Here is a 23,234-nt window from a genome sequence, read left to right on the forward strand (position 1 = left end):
GCCTGCTCGGCGGTGTTCACCGGGCGCGCGCGGCCTGGGCCCGCAGGGCGGCGATCGCCCGGCCGGGGTCGTCGGCGCCGTAGACGGCCGAGCCCGCGACGAAGACGTCGGCGCCGGCCTCGGCGGCCTGCTCGATGGTGTCTGCGTTGATCCCGCCGTCGACCTCCAGGAACAGCTGGAGGTGGCCGGCCTCGACCAGCCGCCGGGCCTCCCGCACCTTCGGCAGCACCTCGGGCATGAACGACTGCCCACCGAAGCCGGGCTCCACCGTCATCACCAGCAGGGTGTCGAACTCCGGCAGCACGTCGAGGTAGTCCTCCAGCGGCGTGCCCGGCTTGATCGCCAGTCCGGCGAGCGCTCCGGCGGCCCGGAGGTCGCGGGCCACGGCACGGGGGTCGGTGCATGCCTCGGCGTGCACGGTGACGTTGCGGGCGCCGGCCTCGGCGTAGCCGGGGGCCCAGCGCTCGGGATCGTCGATCATCAGGTGGCAGTCCAGCGGAACCGGGCTGACCGCCTGGATCGCCTTGACCACCGGCAGGCCGAGGGTCAGGTTGGGCACGAAGTGGGCGTCCATGACGTCGACGTGCACCCAGTCGGCATCGGCGATCCGCTGCACCTCGTCGGCGAGCCGGGCGAAGTCCGCGGACAGCAGGCTGGGCGCGATCATGGGTTCCCGGGACACGCGCTGATCGTAGGGGCCGCCCCCGCGCACCCTGGCCGGGTCACCGGCGGCCCGGCGAGCACCGGAGCATCGACGTCTGGTGGAGCCCCGAGGCGTGCACCGCTCAGCACTCGACGCCCACGGGCGGACGTGTCCGTTGCGCACCACCGGGTACGCGGTCCCCCATGGCTTCGGACAACTCAGCACCTGCCCGTTACGACGGCTTCGACCGGATGCCGATCGCCGGCACCTGGCGCGCCGGCCGTGCCGGGAAGACCGCGACCGACACCAACCCCTACACCGGCGAGACCCTGACCGAGATCCCGCTCGCCAACGCCGACGACCTCGACGAGGCCTACGCCCGGGCGAAGGAGGCCCAGCGGGACTGGGCCGCCCGGCTGCCCAGTGAGCGCGCCGACGTGATGCGCCGCGCCGCCCGGGTCATGGAGGCCCGCAAGGACGAGATCATCGACTGGCACGTCCAGGAGAGCGGCGCCGCCGCCCCGGCCGCCGCGTTCGAGTACGCGATCACGCTGCGCGACTTCCACGAGGCGTCGTCCTACCCCTACCGCGTCGAGGGCCGGATCCTGCCGGCCGACATCGAGGGCAAGGAGAGCCGGGTCTACCGGCGCCCGGTCGGGGTGGTCGCGGTGATCAGCCCGTGGAACGTGCCGATGCACCTGTCCAACCGCTCCGTCGCCCCGGCCCTGGCCGTCGGCAACGCCGTCGTCCTCAAGCCCGCCGGTGACACCCCGGTCACCGGCGGCCTGCTGCTGGCCAAGGTCTACGAGGAGGCCGGACTGCCCGAGGGCCTGCTCTCGGTGCTGATCGGCGCCGGCCGGGACATCGGCGACGCGATCGTCTCCCACCCGACGCCGCGGGTCGTCTCCTTCACCGGCTCCACCCCGGTGGGCAAGGGGATCGCGGAGAAGGCCGGGCTGAAGAAGCTCTCGCTGGAGCTGGGCGGCAACGGACCGCTGGTGGTGCTGGACGACGCCGACCTCGGCTACGCGGTGGACGCCGCCGTCTTCGGCAAGTTCTTCCACCAGGGCCAGGTTTGCATGATCACCAACCGGATCATCGTGGACGACGCCGTGCACGACGAGTTCGTGGAGCGCTACGTCGAGCGGGTGCGCGGGCTCAAGGCCGGCGACCCGGCCGAGGAGGACACGGTGATCGGCCCGATCATCAACGCCAAGCAGCTGGAGGGCATCCAGGAGAAGGTCGCCCAGTCGATCTCCGACGGCGCCCAGCAGGTGCTCGGCGGCGACCCGACCGGCCCGATCGGCTCGGTGCTGCCCCCGCACGTGCTGCTCGGCGGCAACGACGTCGCGACCGCCCGTCAGGAGGTGTTCGGTCCGGTGGCCACGATCATCCGGGCCCGCGACGAGGACGACGCGCTGGCGATCGCCAACGACACCGAGTACGGCCTGTCCAGCGCCGTGTTCACCGAGGACACCCTGCGCGGGGTGCAGTTCGCGCTGCGGGTGGACGCCGGGATGACCCACGTCAACGACTCCCCGCTCAACGACGAGAACAACACCGCCTTCGGCGGGGAGAAGGAGTCGGGGCTGGGCCGGTTCGGTGGCGACTGGGCGATCGAGGAGTTCACCACCGACCACTGGGTGAGCGTCCAGCACACCAAGCGCAAGTTCCCCTTCTGAGACCCGAGCCGGTGGCGTTCCCGCGGGAACGCCACCGGCGCTCAGCGGGTGCGGCGGAGCAGGGCCATGAACATCGCGTCGGTGCCGTGCCGGTGCGGCCACAGCTGGGCGTGCTCACCGCGCGCGATGCCGGGCACCTCGGGGAACAGCGGCGCCACGGGGAGCACCTCGACGTCGTCCCGGCCGGCGACCGCGTCGACGATGGCCACCGTCTCGGCGATGTGCGGCGAGCAGGTCACGTAGGCGACCACTCCCCCGGGCCGGACCGAGGCCAGCGCGCTGTCCAGCAGCTGCCGCTGCAGCTCGGCCAGCGGCGGGACGTCGTCCGGCGTCCGGCGCCAGCGCACCTCCGGCCGGCGGCGCAGGGCACCCAGGCCGGTGCACGGCGCGTCCAGCAGCACCCGGTCGAACGACCCGGCCGGCCAGTCCGGTGCCGTGCCGTCGGCGACCAGGACCTCGACGTCCTCGGCGCCGGCCAGCGCGCCGCGGACCAGCTCGGCGCGGTGCTCGCTGCGGTCGACAGCGGTCAGGTGCACCCCGGCCGGCCGGACGGCGGCCAGCAGCCCCGCCTTGCCGCCCGGACCGGCGCACATGTCCAGCCAGCGCACGTCGGGGCCCTCCAGCGGCGCCCGGACGAGGGCGAGCGCGGCCAGCTGGCTCCCCTCGTCCTGGACCGCCGCCGCGCCGGAGCGGACCGCGGCGAGCTTGCCGGGGTCGCCGCCGTGCAGCCGGACGGCGTGCGGGGACCACGGGCCGGGCTCGCCACCGGAGTCGGCGGCCAGCTCGTCGCGGTCGACGTGCCGGGCGACGAGGTGGACCTCGGGTGCGGCGTCGTCGGCCAGCAGCGCGGCCTCGACCTCGGCGTCGTCGGCGAGCGCGTCGCGCCAGGCATCGACGATCCAGCGCGGGTGGTCGGTGGTGAGGGTCAACCGCTCGTCGTCGTCGGCCGGTGCGAGCGCCGCGACCCAGGCAGCCCGGTCACCGCCGGCCGCGACCTTGCGCAGCACGGCGTTGACCAGCCCGGAGGCGCCGGTGCCGACGATCGCCCGGGTGAGCGCCACCGTGGTGTCGACCGCGGCGTGCGCCGGCACCCGCAGGTCGATCAGCTGGTAGGCGCCGAGCCGCAGCAGGTCCAGCACCTTGGGGTCGAGCTCGGACAGCGGCCGGGACACCAGCGTGGTCAGGACGGCGTCCAGGGTGCCGGTGGCGCGCAGCGTGCCGTAGGCCAGCTGGGTGGCGAAGGCGGCGTCCCGGGGCTCCAGCTGCCGCTCGCGCAGCAGCTGGGGCAGCAGCAGGTTGGCGTAGGCCGCCCGGCTGGAGACCCCGTCGAGCACGTCGTAGGCGGTCAGCCGGGCACCGTCCAGTACGGGCCGGTGCCGGCGGGACTGCGGGCGCTGGTTGCCGGTGCCGGGGTCGTTGCGCCGCTTGTGGCCGGCCCGGTCCGCGGGGCCGCTCACGCGGTCACCTGCGCACCGAGTCGCTCGCCCGGCTCCAGGCGCGCGCCGCGCGCCCAGTCGGCCGCCGCGAGCATCTTCTTGCCGGCCGGCTGCACCGACGACAGCCGCACCGCACCGCGCCCGGTGCCCACCAGGACACCGGTCGACCCGATCGACAGCTCACCGGGCGCGAGCGCCAGCGACGAGGACAGCGGCTCGACCGGCGCCAGCCGCAGCCGGTTCCCGCGCCACGTCGTCCAGGCGCCCGGGGCCGGCGTCACCCCGCGCACCCGGCGGTCGACGACGTGGGCCGGCAGGGCCCAGTCGACCTGGGCGTCCGCCGTCTCGATCCGCGGCGCCAGGCTGACGCCCTCGGCCGGCTGGGGCTCCGGCCGCAGCGACCCGTCGGCGATGCCGTCCAGGGTCGCGACCAGCAGCCGGGCGCCGCTGACCGCCAGCCGGCCCAGCAGGTCACCAGCGGTGTCGGTGGCCCCGATCGGCTCGGTGACGACGCCGAAGACCGGGCCGGTGTCCAGCCCCGCCTCCAGCTGGAAGGTGGCCGCGCCGGTGACCTCGTCGCCGGCCATGATCGCGTGCTGCACCGGTGCCGCACCACGCCAGGCGGGCAGCAGCGAGAAGTGCAGGTTCACCCAGCCGTGCCGCGGGACGTCAAGCGCCGCCGGCGGCACCAGGGCGCCGTAGGCGACGACCGGGGCGCAGTCGACGGCGAGGTCGGCCAGCTGGGCGAGGAACTCCGGCTCGCGGGGCGAGCGGGGCTGGAGCACGGGGACGCCCGCCGCGTCAGCGCGCTCGGCGACCGGCGACCGGCTGGTCCGCCGGCCGCGGCCGGACGGCGCATCCGGCCGGGTGAGGACGGCGGCGACCTCGTGGGCGGAGTCCAGCAGCGCGTCGAGGGCGACGACGGCCGGCGCCGGGGTACCGGCGAACAGGAGCCTCAGTGGGGGCTCACCTTCACCACGGGCGCCGGCACCGGTGCGCCGTCGGGCAGCCAGGCCTGGGCCCCCTGCCACTCCGCGTCCTGCAGGACGGCGAGCGCGGCCGCGCGGGCCTCGGTGTCGAGCCGGTCGACGAACAGCACTCCGTCGAGGTGGTCGGTCTCGTGCTGGATGGCGCGGGCCAGCTTGTGCGACCCCTCCACCCGGACCGGGTCGCCGTACATGTTCCAGCCGGTCGCGGCGACGTACAGGTGCCGGCGGCAGTCGAACCGGAAACCGGGGATGGACAGGCATCCCTCGGCGTCCTCCTCGGTCTCCTCGCCCACCGGCGTGACGTCGGGGTTGACCAGGTGGCCGACCTCGCCGTCGACGTACCAGGTGAAGACCCGCAGGCCGACGCCGATCTGCGGAGCGGCGATGCCGGCACCGCCGGCGGCGTGCATCGTGTCGGTCAGGTCGGCGACGAGCTGACGCAGTTCGGCGTCGAAGTCGACGACGGGGGCGGCCGGGGTGCGCAGCACCGGGTCGCCCATGATCCGGATGGGGGTCACGCTCACGCGGACGATCGTAGGTGCCGGTGACTGCGGCGCCTGCAGGGTGATCTGGCTACGGTGCTGCAATGGCCTCACTCGCCGCCCACCGCGTCCACGCCGTGATCAGCACCCTCGTCGACGGACTGCTGGTCGGCGGCGCCGAAGCCGCCCTCGACCTGCCGCCCCGGTCCGCGGCCCGCCTGCGCGTCTACCTGGCCCTGATGGGCGCGACGGCCGCCGACACGGTCGCCCACGACCTGCCGGCGCTGCGGCGCACCTTCCAGGGCATGCCGACCGAGCCGACGCCCCCGGCCGACCAAGCGGTGACCCGCCACCAGGCCCTGGCGACGATGAGCTGGGGGCTGGCGGCGACGGCCGTCCACCGCCCGGCCGTCCGGGCCCTGCGCCGGCGCGGCCACCGCCGTCCGCACCTGGTGGTGGGGGTGGTGGTCGGGGTGGGCGCCGCCGCGTCGACGCTCCCGGTGCGCTGGCGCCGGGCCACCGAGCGGGCCATCGACGACCTGGCCACCGCCCAGCTGGACGCCGAGCTGGCGCAGCTGCTGGACCAGCCGACCAGCTGACTCCCCCCGGGCGGGCGATCAGGCGAGGTCGAGCGGGTCCAGCTGCACGCGGACGTGCTCGGCGACCTTCTTCGCGCTCCGCACCCCCTGGACGTCGTGCAGCGCCCGCGCCAGCGCCGCCCCGTCGCTGCGCCGCACCCGCACCAGGTAGCGCTCCCGCTCGCCCTCCTGCCCGGGCCGTGGCGGCTCGGGCACCGGCCCGAGGACGTCGGCGCCCTCGGGCAGCCGCAGCGCCGCCAGGAAGTCCGCCAGCGCGGCCGGGGACGCCGCCAGGGAGGCCATCCGGGTGACCGGCGGGAACCCGAGCTCCCGGCGGTCGGCCAGCTCCCGGGTGGCCAGCCCGGCCGGGTCCCAGCGGACCAGCGCCTGCACGACCGGGTGGGCCGCGTCGGCGGCGACCACCACCTGACCGCCGGCGCGCACCAGCGCGGCGGCGTTCATCCAGCGCCGCATCGTCTCCTCCCCCGCCCGCAGGTCCGCCCGGCCGAGCAACGCCCAGGAGTCCAGCAGCAGCGCCGCGCCGTAGCCGCCCTCGGCCACCGGCTCGGCGCCCGGGGTGGCGACCACGATCGCCGGGTCACCGGAGACCGTGGCCAGCACACCGGAGGTGCGGCCGGAGACCCGCACCGCCGCGCCCGGGAACGCCCGGCCCAGCTCCTCAGCCGTGCGCGAGGCGCCGATGACGGCGGCCCGCAGCTTCGTGCCGTGGCAGTGCGGGCAGTCGAAGGTCGCCGCCGGCCGGGCGCACCAGCGGCAGGCCGCGATCCGCACGCCCCCGGGCCCGGGCGCCGGGGCGATCCCCAGCGGGCCGGCGCAGTGCGCGCAGCGCGCCGGCGCACGGCACCGGTCGCAGACCAGGGAGGGCACGTAGCCCGAGCGGGGCACCTGGATCAGCACGGGGGCACCGTCGGCCAGCGCGCGCCGGGCCACGGTGAACCCGAGGGTGGGCAGCCGGGCCGACCGGGCGGCCGGGTCCCGGGCCAGCTCGAAGTCGCTGCCCAGCGCCTCCACCCGAGGTGCGGCGGCGCGCAGGGTGGCGCGGTCGGCGATCAGCTCGTGCGCCCACCCGGACTCCACCAGCAGCGCTGCCTCCGCCGTGCGCGCGGTCCCGGCGACCACGGCCGCGCAGGAGGCGAGGTGCGCCCGGTGCACCAGCACGTCCCGGGCGTGCGGGTAGGGCGCCCGCGGCTCGGCGTGCAGGTCGTCGCCGTCGTCCCAGACGACCACCAGGCCCAGCTCCCGCACGGGCGCGAAGACCGAACCGCGGGTGCCGAGCACCACCTGGGCGGTGCCGCGCGAGGCGGTGAGGAAGCGGCCGTAGCGGGTGTCCGGGGAGGAGTCCGCGCGCAGCACGGCGACCGAGCCGGCCGGCAGCAGCCGGTCGGCCGCGGCGGCCAGCCGGTCCAGGTCCTTGCCGTCGGGCACCACGACCAGCGCACCCCGACCGCCGGAGAGGGCGGCCTGCGCCAGCTCGGCCAGCCGGGTCGGCCAGTCCTCCCCGGGCAGCGCCGTCCAGACCGCGCGGGCCGGCCGACCCTCGGCGACGGCGGTCAGCAGCTGGGGCCCGGTCGGGTACCGGGCGAAGCCCGCCGGGTCGGGGGCCGCGGGTGGTGGTGGCGGGTCGAGCCGGGGTCGCTTCTCCGGGGCGCCACGGCGTGGGGGCAGGGCCAGCCGCAGCACGTCGGTCAGCGACCCGGCGTACCGGTCGGCGACCGAGCGGGCCAGGTCGGCGACCTCCGGGGTGAGCACCGGCTCGGCGGAGACCACCTTGGCCAGCGGGGCCAGCTTCCCGGTGTGGTCGGTGTCGGCCGCCAGCTCCAGGACGACGCCGTCCACCAGCTTGCCGGCGAAGCGCACCCGGACCCGGCAGCCGGCCACCACCTGCTCGGCGAGCTCCTCGGGGACGGCGTAGTCGAAGGGCCGGTCCAGGTGCGCCAACGGAACGTCGACGACGACCCGGGCGACACGCACCGGGCCAGTCTCCCCGCTCACTCCGACAGTCCCCGGCGACGTGCTGGCACGGCCCTCCTGCAGTGCCCCGCTGCGCGCGGTCGCGCAGCGGGGTGCCCGGAGGTCCTCAGGCCACCGCCGACTTCAGCGCGTCGACCCGGTCCAGCCGCTCCCAGGGCAGCTCGATGTCGGTGCGGCCGAAGTGGCCGTAGGCCGCGGTCGGGGCGTAGATCGGCCGCAGCAGGTCCAGGTCCCGCACGATCGCGCCGGGCCGCAGGTCGAACACCGCGGTGATCGCCTTCTCCAGCACCTCCTCCGGGATCGTGTTCGTGCCGAAGGTCTCCACGAAGAGCCCCACCGGGTGGGCGGCACCGATCGCGTAGGCGACCTGCACCTCGCACCGGCGGGCCAGCCCGGCGGCGACGACGTTCTTCGCCACCCAGCGCATCGCGTAGGCCCCGGACCGGTCGACCTTCGAGGGGTCCTTGCCGGAGAACGCGCCGCCACCGTGCCGGGCCATGCCGCCGTAGGTGTCGACGATGATCTTGCGACCGGTCAGCCCGGCATCGCCCATCGGGCCACCGATGACGAACTTGCCGGTCGGGTTCACCAGCAGCCGGTAGCCGGTGGTGGGCAGGCCCAGCTCGCGCAGCGCGGGCTCGACCACGAACTCCTGGACGTCCGGGGCGAGCAGCGTGTCGATGGAGATGTCCTCGGCGTGCTGGGAGGAGACCACCACGGTGTCCACGGCGACCGGGCGGTCGTCCTCGTAGACGACGGTGACCTGGGTCTTGCCGTCGGGGCGCAGGTAGGGCACCGAACCGTCCTTGCGGACGGCCGACAGCCGCCGGGACAGCCGGTGCGCCAGCGCGATCGGCAGCGGCATCAGCTCGGGGGTCTCGTCCGTGGCGTAGCCGAACATCAGGCCCTGGTCGCCGGCGCCCTGCCGGGCGATCAGGTCGTCGGCCGCCGCGGCCCGGTGCTCGGCCGCGCTCAGCTCGGCCGTGCGGGCCTCGTAGCCGATGTCCACGCCCTGGGCGATGTCCGGGGACTGGGCGCCGATGGAGACGCTGACGCCGCAGGAGGCGCCGTCGAAGCCCTTGCGGGAGGAGTCGTAGCCGATGCCGAGGATCGTCTTGCGCACGATGTCGGCGATGTCGACGTAGCCGGAGGTGGTGACCTCACCGGCGATGTGCACCTGGCCGGTGGTGATGAGGGTCTCGACGGCGACGCGGCTGCGCGGGTCCTGGGCGAGCATCGCGTCCAGGATCGAGTCGCTGATCTGGTCCGCGATCTTGTCGGGGTGGCCCTCGGTCACCGACTCGGACGTGAAGAGACGGCGTGGCACTCGGTTCTCCCTGCGGTCGGCTGCCGAGCGCGTTGCTCGCGGTCGGCCGGGCTGCACCACGTGGCGGGCGGCCCGACGGCTGAGGCTACCGGCGGGAGCTCCCGCCCGTTCGGTGAGGCGGTGGTGTCACGCCTGCCGGGGCAGCCGGTCGGACACCACGTCCCAGATCGCGGCGGCGACCGCGTCCTTGCGACCGGAGGGCACGGCGGTCGCCGACCCGTCGGTGGCCAGCACCGTCACCTCGTTCTCGGCCCGCCCGAAGACCCGGCCGGCGGAGACGTCGTTGACCACCAGCAGGTCCGCGCCCTTGCGGGCCAGCTTGGCGCGGGCGTGGGTCAGCACGTCGCCCTCGGCGTCGCCGGTCTCCGCGGCGAAGCCGACGACGAGCTGCCCGGGCGGCCGGGAGCCCACCAGCTCGACCAGGACGTCGGGGTTGCGGACCAGCTCCACCGAGCTCGGCTCGGCGGCCCCGCCCTTCTTCAGCTTGCTGCCGGCGACCGTGGCGGGCCGGAAGTCGGCGACCGCGGCGGCCATGACGACGACGTCGGCCGGTCGAGCCGCCCCCTGCCCGGACGACTCGGCGTGCTGCCGTCCGGAGGACTCCGTGTGCATCGCGGTCCGCAGCTCCTCGGCGCTCTCCACCGCCACCACCCGCACCCCGAACGGGGCCGGCAGCTCGACGTTGGCGGCGACCAGCACGACCTCGGCACCCCGGGCCGCGGCGACCCGGGCCAGCGCCCAGCCCTGCAGCCCGGACGAGCGGTTGCCCAGGAACCGCACCGGGTCCAGCGGCTCCCGGGTGCCGCCGGCGCTGATCACCACCCGGCGGCCGATGAGGTCGGGGGCCAGCGCCCCGGCACCGGCGGAGAGCACCAGCTCGGCCAGCGCCGCGACGTCGGCGGGCTCGGGCAACCGCCCGGGGCCGGAGTCCGGGCCGGTGAGCCGCCCCACCGCGGGGGGCAGCACGACCGCACCACGGCGGCGCAGCGTCGCGACGTTGTCCTGGGTGGCCGGGTGCTGCCACATCTCGGTGTGCATGGCCGGGACGAAGACGACCGGGCAGTGCGCGGTGAGCAGCGTGGCGGTGAGCAGGTCGTCGGCCCGCCCGGCCGCCGCCCGGGCCAGCAGGTCCGCGGTGGCCGGGTTGACCAGGACCAGGTCGGCACGTTGCCCGATCCGGACGTGGGCGACCTCGGGGACGTCGTCCCAGACCTCGGTGGACACCGGGTTCCCGCTGAGCGCCTCGAACGTCGCGGCGCCGACGAAGCGCAGCGCCGACGCCGTGGGCACCACGCGGACGTCGTGGCCGGACTCGGTGAGGGCGCGCAGCAGCAGCGCGGACTTGTAGGCGGCGACGCCGCCACCCACGCCCAGGACGATCTGGCTCATGGAGTCCATCCTCCACACACGACGAAGCCCCCGGCACCAGCCGGGGGCTTCGTCATCAGTACGGGTGCTTGCTCAGTTCTCGCCGGCGGTGTGGGCGAGCAGGCCCTCGTTGATCTCGCGGAGCGCGATCGACAGCGGCTTCTCCTGGGGCGCGGTGTCGACCAGCGGGCCGACGTACTCCAGCAGGCCCTCGGAGAGCTGGCTGTAGTAGGCGTTGATCTGGCGCGCGCGCTTGGCGGCGTAGATGACCAACCCGTACTTGCTGGTGGTCCGCTCGAGCAGCTCGTCGATCGGCGGGTTGGTGATGCCCTCAGGGGCAGGTGCGACTCCGGACACGGGCGGGCGTGCTCCTCAACTCGGTGTGCGGGCGGGCGGCGGATGGCTCCGCACGGTCGCCTCGGGTGCGCCCTCGACCGCGGTCAGGGACCAGCGGGGGGAGACGCAGTCAGCAAGCCTACCAACTCGTCGGCGGCCCTGGCCACGTCGTCGTTGACGACCACCACGTCGAACTCCCCGGAGGCGTCCAGCTCGGCCTGCGCGAGCGCCAGCCGGCGGGACTGCACCTCGGGGTGCTCGGTGCCCCGGCCGGCCAGCCGGCTGACCAGCTCCGCCCAGGACGGCGGGGCCAGGAAGACCAGCTGGGCCTCCGGCGCGCGTTCGCGCACCTGCCGGGCGCCCTGCAGCTCGATCTCCAGCAGCGCCGGGGCCCCGGAGGCCAGCTGCTCCTGCACCGGCGCCACCGGGGTGCCGTAGCGGTTGCCCGCGTACTCCGCCCACTCCAGCAGGCCGTCGTGCTCGATCAGCCAGTCGAAGTAGTCGTCGTCGACGAACCAGTAGTGCTCGCCGTCGACCTCACCCGCGCGGGGGGCACGGGTGGTGACCGACACCGACACCCAGACCTCCGGGTGCCGGCGCCGGACCTCGGCGACGACCGTGCCCTTGCCCACCCCCGAGGGGCCGGAGAGGACCGTCAGGCGGGCAGGGGTGCGGGCCACGCTCGGCGTCCTCGGGCTGGGGGTGCGGGTCGGTCGGGACAGGGACGGGCTCAGGGCTCGACGACCTCGCCGGCGAACTCGGCCTCCAGCGCCTTGCGCTGGTTGGCGCCGAGGCCACGGACGCGGCGGGTCGGGGAGATCTCGAGCCGCTCCATGATCTTGGCCGCGCGCGCCTTGCCGACACCGGGGAGGGACTCCAGCACCGCGGAGACCCGCATCTTGCCGATGACCTCGTCGGTCTCGCCCTGCTTGAGGACGTCGCCGACCGTCGCGCCCTTGGTCTTCAGCCGCTCACGCAGCTCGGCGCGGGACTTGCGGGCCGCGGCGGCCTTCTCCAGGGCTGCGGCGCGCTGTTCGGGGGACAACTCGGGAAGGGGCACGGAGCAACCCAATCGTGATCGTGCCGGCGCTGCGACCGGCGGTGTCGTTCGGTGTGGAGTGTGCCTGGACGGCGGCCCTCGGTATGAGCCTGGCCGCCAACCTAGTCACCTCGAACCCGCTGGTCATCCTGGACCCCGTGTCATCTGCGCCGGGCCGGTGTGCTGCGCGGACACGCGATCGGACCGGACGGTGCAGTAACCGGGCCGTCACCGCTGGTCAGCAGGTCGTCGGCCGGCCCGCCGCCGGCCCAGCAACCACCCGGCCAGGCCGGACAGCACCAGCAGCCCGGCCACGACCAGCACGGCACCGACGACGTGGCCGGCGGTCCAGAGCACCGCCCAGCGGTCGTCGTCGAAGGAGAGGGTCAGCCGGCTCTGGTACGCCGTCTCCGCCGGCAGGGGCGTGTAGGCGGCCCAGCCGCCGTCGGCCGGCGACCCCGAGCGGTTGGTCCGCCAGAACAGGGCGGCGCCCAGCGCGCACAGCACCGTCCCGAGGGCCAGCACCAGCCGGGGCGCCGCGCGGCTCACGCGGTGAGCTCCGCCGTCCAGCGGTCGGCGGCGGCCCGCAGCGCGGCGGCGTCCGGCCCGGCCTGCAACACGTCCCGGGAGACGGTGGGGACGACGGCGCGCCCGGTGCCGAACAGCCGGCGCAGGTCCGCGACCGACCCGCCCTGCGCCCCCAGGCCCGGGGCGAGGACCGGCCCCCCGAGCCCGTCGAGGTCGACGTCCAGGTCGGGCAGGGTGGCACCCACGACGACGCCGAAGGAGCCCGTGGTCGGGCCCCACCGGCCCGCCACGTCGCGCACCGCGGCCACGTCCGGCATCGGGTCGCCCACCACCCACCCCGGGGTGTTCCAGCCGCGGACCGTGTCCACCACCACCTGGGCCGCGCTCCGGGAACCGACCAGGGCGTGCTGGAGCGTGCCGGCGTCCGGGTTGGAGGTGCGGGCCAGCACGAACAGCCCCCCGCCGGTCCACCGGGCGGTGTCGACGGCCGGCTGCAGCGACCCCGGGCCGAGGAACGGGCTCACGGTCAGGGCGTCCACGGCCAGCGGGTGCTCGGGGCGCAGGTAGTCGGCGTAGGCGTCCATCGTCGAGCCGATGTCACCGCGCTTGGCGTCCAGCAGCACCAGCGCCCCAGCCGCCCGGGCTCGGGCGACGGCCTCCTCCAGCACGGCCAGCCCGCGGGAGCCGTGCCGCTCGTAGAAGGCCAGCTGCGGCTTGAGCACCGCGACGTGCCCGGCGAGGGCGTCCACGACGGCGTCGGTGAACCGGGCCAGCCCCTCGGGGCTGTCGGGCAGCCCCCAGCGCTCCAGCAGCGGCACGTGCGGGTCGATGCCCACGCAGAGCGGACCGCGGGCGGCGACGGCGTCGGCCAGCCGCTCCCCGAAGGTGCCGCTCACGCCGCTGCCCCGGCGAGCTCGTCGACGCACGCCCGGGCGAGGAAGGGGTCGGCGAAGGCGCCGGTGGCGGTCTGCACGCCGGCCGCGCCGAGCTCCAGCAGCGCCGCACAGCTCGCGGGGTCGGTCACCCCGCCCATCGCCAGGACGTCGAAGTCGAACCCGCCGACCGCCCGCAGGTCCAGCAGCCGGACGGTGAAGTCCAGGGCCAGGTCGCGCACCGCGGCGCCGGAGACCCCGGCCAGCGGCCGCCCCGGGAAGGTGGGCCGGCCGTCGGCGCGCTGCACCGCGCACTGCACCGTGTTGATCGCGGCCACCCCGTCCAAATGCGGTGCGATCCGCGGCAGCAGCCCGGCCAGGGCGGGTCCGTCCAGCCAGGAGAGCTTGGCGACCAGCCCGGTGCTGCTGGACAGCGCGCGCCGGGTGGTCTCGACGATCGCGGTGGTCAGCTCGGCGTCCAGGCAGATCGGCGGCCGCACCCCGCCCTGAGCGGCGTCCAGCGCGTTGGGGCAGGACAGGTTGAGCTCCACCACCGGGGCGCCGGCTGACTCGGCCAGCCGCGCCGTGCGGGCGAAGTCCTCGGCGATCGCCTGCAGCTGCGGCGGGCCCTCGCCGACGTCCTCCCCCAGCACGCTGACCAGCAGCAGCTGGTCGTCGGCCAGGCAGCGGACGGCGGCGGCGACGTCCTCGGTCCAGACCGCCGGGTCCGGCGACGGCACCCCGAAGGAGTTCGCCGACGTCACCGCCGGGTCGCCGGGCGGCACCCAGTCCGACGGCTCGGCGGTGACCACCGGCGGCGGGCCGTCGACCGCGAACGGCTCGCGCACCGCGGGGACGAACGCCCAGTTGGGGAACTGGTTGGCCGGGTGCGCGCGGCTGCGGACGGTCTTGTAGGTGAGCAGGTTGAAGCCGTTGCCGGCCAGGTACTGCACCCAGGCGGCGGTGCCGGTCATCGGGCAGGCCGGGACGCCGATCGGGAAGCCGGTCCGCCGGCCGAGCACCGACCAGCTGCCGGCGGCCCGCGGGCGGACCGGCAATCGGGGCCCGGGCGGCCCGACGCGCGCGGCGGCCACGTCGTCGGTGAGGGCGTAGGCCGGGAAGCGCACCACCGAGCGGGCCAGCAGCCGGTGCTGTCCCGCGGTGGCCAGCAGCCGGACCAGGGCGGGCAGGTCGTCGGCGCCCAGCCCGTCCCGGTCCAGCGCGGTGGTCAGCTCGGTGAGCCAGGCCGGTTCGGGGGCGGGGGCGCCGTCCAGTCGGGCGACGGCTGCGGCGTGCAGGGTCCGGAGCACGGGGCCGGTCAGCCCGGCCGCGCGTGCCTCCCGGCCCAGCTCGGCCGCGGCTGCTGCGCCCCCGCCCCCGGTCACGCCGGGTTCCCGGCCGCCGCCTGGGCGGCGGCCAGGGCCTGGTGCAGGTCCTGCAGGCTGCGCACCCCGATGTCGCCGCGGCGCAGGGCCTCCACGCCCTGCACGGTGGCCGCCATGCCCTGCACGGTGGTGATGCACGGGATGCCGGCGCTGACCGCGGCGGCCCGGATCTCGTACCCGTCCAGCCGCGGCCCGCTGTTGCCCGGCGTGCCGAACGGGGTGTTCACCACCAGGTCGATCTCGCCGGCCAGGATCCGCTCGACCACGTTGCCCGGGCCCTGGGAGAACTTCCCGACCACCTCGCAGGCCACCCCGTTGCGGCGGAGCACCTGCGCGGTGCCGACGGTGGCCAGCACCCGGAAACCGAGGTCGGCCAGCCGCTTGACCGGGAAGACCGCCGAGCGCTTGTCCCGGTTGGCCAGCGACACGAACACCGTTCCGCCGGTCGGCAGGTCGCCGTAGGCGGCGGCCTGGGACTTGGCGAACGCGGTGCCGAACTCCGCGTCGATGCCCATCACCTCACCGGTCGACTTCATCTCCGGCCCGAGCACGGTGTCCACGCCGTGGCCCTCCATGGTGCGGAACCGGTGGAAGGGCAGCACCGCCTCCTTCACCGCGATCGGGCCGTCGACCGGCAGGTCGGTGCCGTCACCGGTGGCCGGCAGCACGCCCTCGGTGCGCAGCTGGGCGATCGTCTGGCCGACCGCGATCCGCGCCGCCGCCTTGGCCAGCTGCACCGCGGTCACCTTCGACACGAACGGCACCGTGCGGCTGGCGCGCGGGTTGGCCTCCAGCACGTACAGGACGTCGTCCTTCAGCGCGTACTGCACGTTCATCAGCCCCCGCACGCCGATCCGGGCGGCGAGCGCCTCGGTGGCCCGCCGGATGGTCTGCAGGTCCTCACCGCCCAGGGTGATCGGCGGCAGCGCGCACGCCGAGTCGCCGGAGTGGATCCCGGCCTCCTCGATGTGCTCCATGACCCCGCCCAGGTACAGGTCGGTGCCGTCGTAGAGCGCGTCGACGTCGATCTCCACGGCGTCCTCGAGGAACCGGTCGACCAGCACCGGGTGGTCGGCGCTCACGTCGGTGGCCTTGGTGATGTAGGCCTCCAGCATGGCGTCCTCGTAGACGATCTCCATCCCGCGCCCGCCGAGCACGTAGGAGGGCCGCACCAGCACCGGGTAGCCGATGGAGGCCGCGATGGCCACGGCCTCGGCCGACGTCGTCGCCATGCCGTGCTTGGGCGCGAGCAGGCCGGTGTCGGACAGCACCCGGGAGAACTCGCCGCGGTCCTCGGCGGCGTCGATCGCCTCCGGGGACGTGCCCAGCACCGGGACGCCGGCGTCCTTGAGCCGCTGCGCCAGGCCCAGCGGGGTCTGCCCGCCGAGGGTGCAGATGACCCCGGCGACCGGGCCGGCGGCGCGCTCGGCCTCCACGACCTCCAGGACGTCCTCGAAGGTGAGCGGCTCGAAGTACAGCCGGTCGGCGGTGTCGTAGTCGGTGGAGACGGTCTCCGGGTTGCAGTTGACCATCACCGCCTCGTAGCCGGCGTCCTGCAGGGCCATCACCGCGTGCACGCAGGAGTAGTCGAACTCCACGCCCTGCCCGATCCGGTTCGGCCCCGACCCGAGGATCAGCACCGCCGGCTTCTCCCGCGGCTCCACCTCGGTCTCGGAGTCGTAGGAGGAGTAGTGGTACGGCGTCCGGGCGGCGAACTCGGCGGCGCAGGTGTCCACGGTCTTGTAGACCGGCCGGATGCCCAGCCGCCAGCGCAGCGTGCGGACGCCGTCCTCCCCCGCCAGCTCCGGCCGCAGCACGGCCACCTGGCGGTCGGACAGGCCGTGCCGCTTGGCCCGGCGCAGCAGCTCGGGGGTCAGCGACGGCGCCTCCCGGACCTCCTCGCCGATCTCGTTGACCATGGCGATCTGGTCGACGAACCAGGTGTCGAAGCCGCTGGCCTCCGACACCTGCTCGACGGTGGCGCCGGCGGCCAGTGCCCGCTGGGCGGTGTACAGCCGGCCGTCGACGGGGGTGCGCAGCTGCTCCACCAGTGCCGCGGCGTCCGCGGGCTGGGCGGCGTCGGTCCAGAACCCGGCGGCCGAGGTCTCCGTCGACCGCATCGCCTTGCCCAGCGCCTCGGTGAAGTTGCGGCCCATCGCCATGACCTCACCGACGCTCTTCATCGTCGTGGTGAGCCGCGGGTCGGCGCCGGGGAACTTCTCGAAGGCGAAGCGCGGGATCTTCACCACGACGTAGTCCAGCGACGGCTCGAACGACGCCGGGGTGACCCCGGTGATGTCGTTGGTGATCTCGTCCAGGGTGTAGCCGATGGCCAGCTTGGCGGCGATCTTGGCGATCGGGAAGCCGGTGGCCTTCGACGCCAGGGCACTGGACCGCGACACCCGCGGGTTCATCTCGATGACGACCAGCCGGCCGGTCTCCGGGTGGACGGCGAACTGGATGTTGCAGCCGCCGGTGTCCACACCGACCTCGCGCAGCACGGCGATGCCGACGTCGCGCATCTGCTGGTACTCGCGGTCGGTGAGCGTCATCGCCGGGGCGACGGTCACCGAGTCACCGGTGTGCACGCCCATCGCGTCGATGTTCTCGATCGAGCAGATGACCACCACGTTGTCGCTGCGGTCGCGCATCAGCTCGAGCTCGAACTCCTTCCAGCCGAGCACCGACTCCTCGATCAGCACGGTGTGCACCGGGGAGTCGGCCAGCCCGTGCCCGGCCATCCGGCGCAGCATCGGCTCGTCGGTGGCGATCCCCGAGCCCAGCCCGCCCATGGTGAAGCTGGGCCGGATGACCACCGGGTAGCCGACCTCGCCGGCGGTGGCCAGCGCCTCCTCGACGGTCCCGCAGACCGTCGAGCGCGGGGCGTCGGCGCCGATGGAGCGCACGATGTCCTTGAACTTCTGCCGGTCCTCGCCGCGGTTGATCGCGTCGACGTCGGCACCGATGAGCTGGACGCCGTACTTCTCCAGCACCCCGTTCTCGTACAGCCCGATGGCGAGGTTCAGCGCGGTCTGGCCGCCCAGGGTGGCCAGCAGCGCGTCGGGGCGCTCCTTGGCGATCACCCGCTCGACGAACTCCGGCGTCAGCGGCTCCACGTAGGTGGCGTCGGCGACCTCGGGGTCGGTCATGATCGTGGCCGGGTTGCTGTTGACCAGGCTGACCCGCAGCCCCTCGGCCTTGAGCACCCGGCAGGCCTGGGTGCCCGAGTAGTCGAACTCGCTGGCCTGACCGATGACGATCGGCCCGGAGCCGATCACGAGCACGTGCTGCAGATCTGTCCGCTTGGGCATCAGGCGTTCTCCCCCGTGCTCGACTCGACGACGGGTGGAGGTGTCACCGCACTGCCTTCCTTGGAAGCCGCCATCAGGTCGACGAACCGGCCGAACAGCGGGTTGGCGTCGTGCGGCCCGGCCGCGGCCTCCGGGTGGAACTGGACGCTGAACGCCGGGGCGTCGATGAGCCGCAGCCCCTCCACCACGTCGTCGTTCAAGCCGACGTGGCTGACCTCCACCGGCCCGAACGGGGTGTCGACCGGCCGGTCCAGCGGGGCGTCGACGGCGAAGCCGTGGTTGTGGCTGGTGACCCGCACCGTGCCGCTGACCCGGTCCAGCACCGGCTGGTTGAGCCCGCGGTGCCCGAAGCGCAGCTTGTAGGTGCCCAGGCCCAGGGCCCGGCCGAGGATCTGGTTGCCGAAGCAGATGCCGAACAGCGGACGCCGGGCCTCCAGCACCCCGCGCACCGCGGCGACCGCGTAGTCGGCGGCGGCCGGGTCGCCGGGCCCGTTCGAGACGAAGACGCCGTCCACCCCGTGCTCGAGCAGCTGCTCGGCGGTCGCCGTGGCCGGCAGCACGTGCGTCTCGACGCCGAGCTCGGCCAGGTACCGCGGGGTGGCGGTCTTGATGCCCAGGTCGAGGGCGGCGATGGTGAACCGCTTCTCCCCCACCGCCGGGACGACGTAGGGCTCGCTCGCGCTGACGCTGGGCGCCAGGTCCGCGCCGGTCATGCTCGGGCTGGCGGTCACCCGGGCCAGCAGCTCGTCGGCGCCCAGCTCGGTGCTGATCCCCGCCCGCATCGCGCCGCGGTCCCGCAGGTGCCGGGTCAGCGCGCGGGTGTCGATGCCGCTGATCCCGACCACGCCCTGGGCGACCAGCTCGTCGTCCAGGCTGCCGGTGGCCCGCCAGTTGGCCGGGCGTCGGGCCGGGTCGCGGACCACGAAGCCGGCCACCCACATCCGGCGGCTCTCGTCGTCCTCGCCGTTGACGCCCGTGTTGCCCACGTGCGGCGCGGTCATCGTGATGATCTGACCCGCGTAGCTGGGGTCGGTGAGCGTCTCCTGGTAGCCGGTCATGCCGGTGGAGAACACCGCCTCGCCGACGGTCGTGCCGGTCGCGCCGTAGGCGTCGCCGTGAAAGGTCCTGCCGTCCTCGAGGACGAGGATCGCGTCGCTCACTTCTGTGCCTTCCCGTCCATCACGGTCGCCGTCCCCCGCAGGAACGTGGCGACCACCCGGCCGGGGAGCTCCCGGCCGGCATAGGGGCTGTTGCGGCTGCGGCTGGCCAGCGCGGCCGGGTCGACGGTGGCCCGGTGCGTGGGGTCCAGCAGCAGCAGGTTGGCCGGCTCGCCGACGGTGAGCGGTCGGCCGTGGGAGTCCGCACCACGATCGGCGAGGCGGCCGATGGCCGCCGGCCGGACCGACATGCGGTCGGCGACCCCGCGCCAGTCGAGCAGCCCTGGCTCCACCATGGTCTGCACGACGATCGAGAGCGCCTGCTCCAGGCCGAGCATCCCCGGCCGGGCCGAGGCCCACTCGCTCTCCTTGTCCTCCACCGCGTGTGGGGCGTGGTCGGTGGCGACGGCGTCGATCGTGCCGTCGGCCAGCCCGGCCCGCAGCGCCTGGACGTCGGCGTCCGTGCGCAGCGGCGGGTTGACCTTGAACACCGGGTCGTAGGTCTCCGCGCACTCGTCGGTGAGCAGCAGGTGGTGCGGGGTCACCTCGGCAGTGACCTGCACCCCACGAGACTTCGCCCAGCGCAGGATCTCCACCGACCCGGCGGTGGAGACGTGGCAGACGTGCAGCCGCGCCCCGACGTGCCCGGCCAGCAGCACGTCGCGGGCGATCACCGCCTCCTCGGCCGCGGCCGGCCAGCCGGCGAGCCCCAGCCGGGCGGAGCGGTCGCCCTCGTTCATCTGCGCGCCCACGGTGAGCCGGGGCTCCTCGGCGTGCTGGGCGACGACGCCGTCCAGGGCCTTGACGTACTCCAGGGCGCGGCGCATCAGCGCGGGGTCGGCGACGCAGTGCCCGTCGTCGGAGAACACCCGCACCCGCGCGGCGGAGTCGGCCATTGCGCCGAGCTCGGCCAGCCGCTCCCCGCGCAGCCCGACGGTGACCGCCCCGACCGGGACGACGTCCACCAGGCCGGCCTCCTGGCCCAGCCGCCAGACCTGCTCGACCACGCCGGCGGTGTCCGCGACCGGGTCGGTGTTGGCCATCGCGTGCACCGCGGTGAACCCGCCCAGCGCCGCCGCCCGGCTGCCGGTCTCGACCGTCTCGGCGTCCTCCCGGCCCGGCTCCCGCAGGTGGGTGTGCAGGTCGACCAGCCCGGGCAGCGCGATCAGTCCGGCGGCGTCGACCACCTGGGCGCCGTCGGCGGACAGGCCGGTGCCGATGGCGGTGATCACGCCGTCGTCCAGCAGCAGGTCGACGGCGTCCTCGCCGTACGGGCGGGCGCCCTTGATCAGGGTGCTCATTCGGGTGCGCCTCCCAGCAGCAGGTACAGGACGGCCATGCGCACGCTCACGCCGTTGCCGACCTGGTCGACGATGGTGGAGCGGGCCGAGTCGGCCACCTCGGCGGCGATCTCCATGCCGCGGTTCATCGGGCCGGGGTGCATGACGATCGCGTCGTCGGGCAGCGTGGCCATCCGTCGCCCGTCCAGGCCGTAGCGGCGGCTGTACTCGCGGGCGCTGGGGAAGAACGAGGCGTTCATCCGCTCGGCCTGCACCCGCAGCATCATCACCACGTCGGCCTTGGGCAGCACGGCGTCCAGGTCGTAGCTGACCGCGACCGGCCAGCTGCCCACGCCCACCGGCAGCAGCGTCGGCGGGGCGACCAGGGTGACCTCGGCGCCCAGCGTGGACAGCAGCCAGACGTTGGAGCGGGCGACCCGGCTGTGCAGCACGTCGCCGACGATCGCCACCCGCACGCCGTCGAGCCGGCCCAGCCGCTGCCGGATCGTGTAGGCGTCCAGCAGCGCCTGGGTGGGGTGCTCGTGGGTGCCGTCGCCGGCGTTCACCACGCTGCCCTTCACCCAACGGGCCAGCCGGTGCGGCGCCCCGGACGCCTGGTGCCGGATGACGATCGCGTCGCTGCCCATCGCCTCCAGGGTCAGCGCGGTGTCCTTCAGGCTCTCGCCCTTGGAGACGCTGCTGCCCTTGGCTGAGAAGTTGATGACGTCGGCGGAGAGTCGCTTGGCCGCCAGCTCGAAGGAGATCCGAGTGCGGGTGGAGTCCTCGTAGAAGAGGTTGACCACGGTGCGCCCGCGCAGGGTGGGGAGCTTCTTGACCTCCCTGCCCGCCAGCGCGGACTCGATCTGGCCGGCGGTGTCCAGGACGAGGGTCGCGTCGGCCCGGTCCAGGTCCGCGGCCTCCAGCAGGTGCCGCTTCACGCGCCCTCCCCCTCGGTCAGCAGGACCTCGTCCAGCCCGTCGACCTCGGCCAGGTGCACCTTCACCGACTGGGTGCGGGAGGTCGGCACGTTCTTGCCCACGTAGTCGGCGCGGATCGGCAGCTCCCGGTGGCCGCGGTCGACCAGCACCGCCAGCTGCACGGCGCGCGGCCGGCCGAGGTCCCGCAGCGCGTCCAGGGCCGCGCGCACCGACCGGCCGGAGAACAGGACGTCGTCCACGAGCACCACGAGCCGGCCGTCGACCCCGGCACCCGGCAGCCGGGTGTCCTCCAGGGCCCGGACGCCGCGCAGGCGCAGGTCGTCGCGGTAGAGGGTGATGTCGACGGTGCCGACGTCGACCGCGGTGCCGCTGAAGGCCTCGATCCGGGCGGCCAGCCGACGGGCCAGCGGGGCGCCGCGGGTGGGGATCCCGACGAGCACGAGGTCACCGAGGCCACCGTCGGCGGTGCCGGCGGACGAGGCGCTCGCCGCGCGCTCGATCAGCTGGTGGGCGATCCGGTCGACCACCCGGGCGACGTCGTCCGCGCTCAGCAACGGCGGGGGGCCACCGGCGGGCGGCTCGGTGGACGGTGGCACGGGCAGCTCTGATGACGTGGTCATCAAGCCTCCTTCCCCGCCTCACGGGACGGGTCGTTAAAGGAGATCAGCGCCGCCGGCCGGACCGGCCGACGACGAGGTGGACCGCCGAAGACGGTACTGCACCGCCGGAGGTGGCCCGCGTCGCACCCGGCAGGAGGCCGCTGCGACGGCTTCTGACCCCTTGGGGGCTCCCGGACTGTCGCCACACCGGCTCTGCCAGTACTCTGCGTGACCAGAACCGTTCCCTACCGACGACAGTCAGTGAGCAGAGGTCATGAGCACCGACTACTCCAGGGCGCTGGGCGCCCGCCTGCGGGCCATCCGCAACCAGCAAGGGCTGTCGTTGCAGGGCGTGGAGGACAAGTCCCACGGCCGGTGGAAGGCCGTCGTCGTCGGCTCCTACGAACGCGGCGACCGCGCGGTCACCGTGCAGCGGCTGTCCGAGCTGGCCGTCTTCTACGGCGTGCCCGTCTCCGAGCTGCTGCCCGACCCGCGGCCGAGCTCCGCGGTCACCAAGAGCACCAAGATCGTGCTCAACCTCGAGTCGCTGGGCTCGCTGCCCGCCGACGAGGCCGGCCCGCTGGCCCGCTACGCCTCGACCATCCAGGCGCAGCGGCACGACTACAACGGCAAGGTGCTCTCGATCCGCGCCGAGGACCTGAAGTCGCTGGCGATCATCTACGACATGAGCCCCGACGAGCTGACCACCCGGCTCATCGAGTGGGGTGTCCTCTCCCCGGGCGTCGACGGCGTCGGCTACGCCACCGAGGAGGACGACGACGCCTCCTGGGGCGAGCGCCGCCGCGCGCCGCGCTGACAGGACCGAACGTGCGAACGGCCCACTCCGGTCTCCGGAGTGGGCCGTTCGCGTTCAGGCAGAGGCTGCCTCAGGTGGGGATCTCGGCGCGGACGATGCCGCCGAGGACGCCGTTGACGTAGGCCGGCGAGTCGTCGGTGGACAGCGCCTTGGCCAGCTCCACCGCCTCGTCGATGACCACCGCGTCGGGGACGTCGTCGACCCACAGCAGCTCGAAGACGGCCATCCGCAGGATCGCCCGGTCGACGTCGGGGAGCCGGTCCAGCGACCAGCCGGAGGCGTGCTCCTCGATCAGCTCGTCGATCCGGGCCTGCTGCGCGACAGCGCCCTCGACCAGCCGGACGGCGTGCTCGGGCACCGGCGGGTTGCCGTCGGCGATGCGGTCCCGCAGGACCGTGAGCGGGTCGCTGGAGCGCAGGTCGGCCTCGTAGAGGACGTCGACCGCACGCTTGCGCGCCTTGGTGCGGGCTGCCAC

The 23,234-nt window shown here is 74.7% G+C and carries 22 protein-coding genes; 3 read left to right on the top strand and 19 right to left on the bottom strand.

The genetic code is table 11. The features are described from left to right. Nucleotides 1-16: 16 nt before the first annotated feature. The gene (gene rpe, locus O2W20_RS17940; RefSeq protein WP_269171808.1) at nt 17-682 is read right to left on the bottom strand and encodes a ribulose-phosphate 3-epimerase; all 666 of its coding nucleotides are present in this window, start codon (nt 680-682) and stop codon (nt 17-19) included. Nucleotides 683-846: 164 nt separating this feature from the next. On the opposite strand from rpe, the gene O2W20_RS17945 reads away from it, so the two are divergent. Then, a complete protein-coding gene (locus tag O2W20_RS17945; protein ID WP_269171807.1) occupies nt 847-2,325 on the top strand; it encodes an aldehyde dehydrogenase family protein in 1,479 nt (492 codons plus the stop codon). Between the two features lie 41 nt (nt 2,326-2,366). Here O2W20_RS17945 and O2W20_RS17950 read toward each other — a convergent pair whose 3' ends face one another. The 3 genes from O2W20_RS17950 to def are packed head-to-tail and all read right to left on the bottom strand — an operon-like array spanning nt 2,367 to nt 5,274. Continuing rightward, nucleotides 2,367-3,782: an RsmB/NOP family class I SAM-dependent RNA methyltransferase gene (locus tag O2W20_RS17950; RefSeq protein WP_269171806.1), complete on the bottom strand. Its 1,416-nt coding sequence runs from the start codon at nt 3,780-3,782 to the stop codon at nt 2,367-2,369. Then, the gene (fmt, locus tag O2W20_RS17955; RefSeq protein WP_269171805.1) at nt 3,779-4,792 is read right to left on the bottom strand and encodes a methionyl-tRNA formyltransferase; all 1,014 of its coding nucleotides are present in this window, start codon (nt 4,790-4,792) and stop codon (nt 3,779-3,781) included. Before fmt ends, O2W20_RS17950 begins: the two co-directional genes overlap by 4 nt. Beyond that, the gene (def, locus tag O2W20_RS17960) at nt 4,717-5,274 is read right to left on the bottom strand and encodes a peptide deformylase (protein WP_269171804.1); all 558 of its coding nucleotides are present in this window, start codon (nt 5,272-5,274) and stop codon (nt 4,717-4,719) included. The genes fmt and def overlap by 76 nt, the downstream gene beginning before the upstream one ends. Before the next feature lie 62 nt (nt 5,275-5,336). Here def and O2W20_RS17965 point away from each other — a divergent pair, with 62 nt between their 5' ends. After that, complete coding sequence (locus O2W20_RS17965; protein ID WP_269171803.1) at nt 5,337-5,831, top strand: hypothetical protein; 495 nt, start codon at nt 5,337-5,339, stop codon at nt 5,829-5,831. An 18-nt stretch (nt 5,832-5,849) separates the two neighbouring features. Here O2W20_RS17965 and O2W20_RS17970 read toward each other — a convergent pair whose 3' ends face one another. From O2W20_RS17970 to pyrR, 14 genes are all read right to left on the bottom strand, one after another. Continuing rightward, nucleotides 5,850-7,802, bottom strand: a complete 1,953-nt coding sequence (locus O2W20_RS17970) for a primosomal protein N' (protein ID WP_269171802.1) — start codon at nt 7,800-7,802, stop codon at nt 5,850-5,852. A 106-nt stretch (nt 7,803-7,908) separates the two neighbouring features. Continuing rightward, complete coding sequence (metK, locus tag O2W20_RS17975; RefSeq protein ID WP_269171801.1) at nt 7,909-9,129, bottom strand: methionine adenosyltransferase; 1,221 nt, start codon at nt 9,127-9,129, stop codon at nt 7,909-7,911. Nucleotides 9,130-9,255: 126 nt separating this feature from the next. Further along, on the bottom strand, nt 9,256-10,518 hold the full coding sequence (coaBC, locus tag O2W20_RS17980; protein WP_269171800.1) for a bifunctional phosphopantothenoylcysteine decarboxylase/phosphopantothenate--cysteine ligase CoaBC: 1,263 nt from the start codon (nt 10,516-10,518) through the stop codon (nt 9,256-9,258). Between the two features lie 72 nt (nt 10,519-10,590). Further along, nucleotides 10,591-10,854 (bottom strand): DNA-directed RNA polymerase subunit omega, encoded by a 264-nt coding sequence (gene rpoZ, locus O2W20_RS17985; RefSeq protein WP_036335031.1) that lies wholly within the window; start codon nt 10,852-10,854, stop codon nt 10,591-10,593. An 83-nt stretch (nt 10,855-10,937) separates the two neighbouring features. Beyond that, the gene (gmk, locus tag O2W20_RS17990; protein ID WP_269156851.1) at nt 10,938-11,513 is read right to left on the bottom strand and encodes a guanylate kinase; all 576 of its coding nucleotides are present in this window, start codon (nt 11,511-11,513) and stop codon (nt 10,938-10,940) included. 50 nt (nt 11,514-11,563) lie between these two features. Next, nucleotides 11,564-11,893, bottom strand: coding sequence for an integration host factor, actinobacterial type (gene mihF, locus O2W20_RS17995; RefSeq protein ID WP_269171799.1), 330 nt, complete (start codon nt 11,891-11,893; stop codon nt 11,564-11,566). A gap of 207 nt (nt 11,894-12,100) precedes the next feature. Then, on the bottom strand, nt 12,101-12,421 hold the full coding sequence (locus O2W20_RS18000) for a hypothetical protein (RefSeq protein ID WP_269171798.1): 321 nt from the start codon (nt 12,419-12,421) through the stop codon (nt 12,101-12,103). After that, nucleotides 12,418-13,296 (bottom strand): orotidine-5'-phosphate decarboxylase, encoded by an 879-nt coding sequence (gene pyrF, locus O2W20_RS18005; RefSeq protein WP_269171797.1) that lies wholly within the window; start codon nt 13,294-13,296, stop codon nt 12,418-12,420. The genes O2W20_RS18000 and pyrF overlap by 4 nt, the downstream gene beginning before the upstream one ends. Further along, nucleotides 13,293-14,657, bottom strand: coding sequence for a dihydroorotate oxidase (locus tag O2W20_RS18010; protein WP_269171796.1), 1,365 nt, complete (start codon nt 14,655-14,657; stop codon nt 13,293-13,295). The genes pyrF and O2W20_RS18010 overlap by 4 nt, the downstream gene beginning before the upstream one ends. Beyond that, entirely contained in the window at nt 14,654-17,968 is a 3,315-nt protein-coding gene (gene carB / locus O2W20_RS18015) for a carbamoyl-phosphate synthase large subunit (RefSeq protein ID WP_269171795.1), read from the bottom strand. The genes O2W20_RS18010 and carB overlap by 4 nt, the downstream gene beginning before the upstream one ends. Beyond that, entirely contained in the window at nt 17,968-19,128 is a 1,161-nt protein-coding gene (gene carA, locus O2W20_RS18020) for a glutamine-hydrolyzing carbamoyl-phosphate synthase small subunit (protein WP_269171794.1), read from the bottom strand. The genes carB and carA overlap by 1 nt, the downstream gene beginning before the upstream one ends. Next, on the bottom strand, nt 19,125-20,426 hold the full coding sequence (locus O2W20_RS18025; protein WP_269171793.1) for a dihydroorotase: 1,302 nt from the start codon (nt 20,424-20,426) through the stop codon (nt 19,125-19,127). The genes carA and O2W20_RS18025 overlap by 4 nt, the downstream gene beginning before the upstream one ends. Then, the gene (locus O2W20_RS18030) at nt 20,423-21,343 is read right to left on the bottom strand and encodes an aspartate carbamoyltransferase catalytic subunit (protein ID WP_269171792.1); all 921 of its coding nucleotides are present in this window, start codon (nt 21,341-21,343) and stop codon (nt 20,423-20,425) included. The genes O2W20_RS18025 and O2W20_RS18030 overlap by 4 nt, the downstream gene beginning before the upstream one ends. Then, nucleotides 21,340-21,963, bottom strand: a complete 624-nt coding sequence (gene pyrR / locus O2W20_RS18035) for a bifunctional pyr operon transcriptional regulator/uracil phosphoribosyltransferase PyrR (protein ID WP_269171791.1) — start codon at nt 21,961-21,963, stop codon at nt 21,340-21,342. Before pyrR ends, O2W20_RS18030 begins: the two co-directional genes overlap by 4 nt. 253 nt (nt 21,964-22,216) lie before the next feature. Here pyrR and bldD point away from each other — a divergent pair, with 253 nt between their 5' ends. Next, complete coding sequence (gene bldD, locus O2W20_RS18040) at nt 22,217-22,759, top strand: transcriptional regulator BldD (protein ID WP_269171790.1); 543 nt, start codon at nt 22,217-22,219, stop codon at nt 22,757-22,759. 70 nt (nt 22,760-22,829) lie between these two features. Here bldD and nusB read toward each other — a convergent pair whose 3' ends face one another. After that, nucleotides 22,830-23,234, bottom strand: coding sequence for a transcription antitermination factor NusB (nusB, locus tag O2W20_RS18045; protein ID WP_269171789.1), 405 nt, complete (start codon nt 23,232-23,234; stop codon nt 22,830-22,832).

The organism is Modestobacter sp. VKM Ac-2982 (assembly GCF_026967935.1).
In the GTDB taxonomy this organism is placed as follows: domain Bacteria; phylum Actinomycetota; class Actinomycetes; order Mycobacteriales; family Geodermatophilaceae; genus Modestobacter.